A 1,922-nucleotide genomic window follows, 5' to 3' on the forward strand; every position below is an offset into this window, starting at 1 on the left:
CGCTCGGGGAGGATGTCCTCGACCTTCCGGACGATGCTGGCGGCGTCGAGGCCGGCCTCGGCGTACATCTTGTCCGGGCTGTCGTGGTCCTGGTAGCTGTCGGGCAGGGTCATCGTGCGCACCCGCAGCCGCATCGCGTCGAGCACGCCGCGCTCGGTCAGCAGGTGCAGCACCTGCGCCCCGAAGCCGCCGCGCGAGCCCTCCTCCAGCGTGATCAGAACCTCGTGGCTCGCCGCCAGGTCCAGGATCAGCGCCTCGTCCAGCGGCTTGGCGAAGCGCGCATCCGCCACCGTCACCGCGATGCCGGCCGCCTCCAGCGTCTCGGCCGCCTTCAGCGCCTCGGACAGACGCGTGCCCAGCGACAGCAGCGCCACCCGCGCGCCCTCGGGCCGCGTCACGATCCGGCCCCGGCCGATCGCCAGCGGAACGCCCACCTCCGGCATCTCGACGCCCACCCCCTCGCCGCGCGGGTAGCGCAGCGCGATCGGGCCGTCGTCGTGCGCGTGGCAGGTCGCCACCATGTGCACCAGCTCGGCCTCGTCGGCCGCCGCCATCACCGTCATGTTCGGCAGGCAGCACAGGTACGCCAGGTCGAACGCCCCCGCATGCGTCGCCCCGTCGGCCCCCACCAGCCCCGCCCGGTCCAGCGCGAAGCGCACCGGCAGGTTCTGCAGCGCCACGTCGTGGATCACCTGGTCGTAGGCCCGCTGCAGGAAGGTCGAGTAGATCGCCACGAACGGCTTGTAGCCCTCCGTCGCCAGGCCGCCGGCGAACGTCACCGCGTGCTGCTCGGCGATCCCGACGTCGAAGGTCCGGTCCGGATGCGCCTTGCCGAACAGGTCGATCCCGGTGCCGCCCGGCATCGCCGCGGTGATCGCCACCACCTTGTCGTCGGCATCCGCCGCCTTGATCAGGCTCTCGCCGAACACCCGCGTGTAGGCCGGGGCGTTGGCCTTGGCCTTGGTCTGCACGCCCGACAGCACGTCGAACTTCACCACGCCGTGGTAGCGGTCGGCCGACGCCTCCGCCGGCGCGTAGCCCTTGCCCTTCTGCGTCACCACGTGCAGCAGGATCGGGCCCTGCTCCGAGTCGCGCACGTTCTTCAGCACCGGCAGCAGGTGGTCGAGGTTGTGCCCGTCCACCGGCCCGACGTAGTGGAAGCCCATCTCCTCGAACATCGTGCCCGAGCCGACGATCAGCCCGCGGGCGAACTCCTCGGCCTGCGCCGCCCGCTGGTAGATCGCCTTCGGCAGCAGCTTGCCGAGCTGCTTGGCGGTCTCGCGCAGGCCCCGGTACGCCCCGCCCGACGCCAGCCGCGCCAGGTAGGCCGACATCGCGCCCACGGGCGGCGCGATCGACATGTCGTTGTCGTTCAGGATCACGATCAGCCGCGAATGCAGCGCGCCGGCGTTGTTCATCGCCTCGTAGGCCATGCCCGCCGACATCGAGCCGTCCCCGATCACCGCGATCATGTTGCGGCGCTTGGGCTCGGCGTGGCCCTTGGCCTTCTCCGAGGCCGCGTGCAGGTCCCGCGCCACCGCCATGCCCAAGGCGGCCGAGATCGAGGTCGAGGAATGCGCCGCCCCGAACGGGTCGTATTCGCTCTCCGAGCGCTTGGTGAAGCCCGACAGCCCGCCGCCCTGGCGCAGCGTCCGCATCCGCTCGCGCCGCCCGGTCAGGATCTTGTGCGGATACGCCTGGTGCCCGACGTCCCACACGATCCGGTCGTCGGGCGTGTCGAACACGTGGTGCAGCGCCACCGTCAGCTCGACCACCCCGAGCCCCGACCCGAGATGGCCGCCCGTCACCGACACGGCCTCGATCATCTCCGAGCGAACCGCGTCCGCCACCGCCCGGAGATCGCTCTCCGGAAGCAACCGCAACGCGGACGTCTCGGACAAACCGTCCAAAATCGAGGGGGC

1 protein-coding gene is annotated in these 1,922 nt (G+C 71.4%); it reads right to left on the bottom strand.

Translation table 11 applies throughout. From position 1 onward, the window contains the following. Positions 1-1,910, bottom strand: a 1,910-nt coding sequence (gene dxs / locus MKK60_RS14265) for a 1-deoxy-D-xylulose-5-phosphate synthase (protein WP_243949252.1), incomplete at its 3' end; no start/stop codon positions are given. Between the last annotated feature and the right edge of the window lie 12 nt (positions 1,911-1,922).

Source organism: Methylobacterium sp. J-092, from assembly GCF_022829325.1.
Taxonomy (GTDB): domain Bacteria; phylum Pseudomonadota; class Alphaproteobacteria; order Rhizobiales; family Beijerinckiaceae; genus Methylobacterium.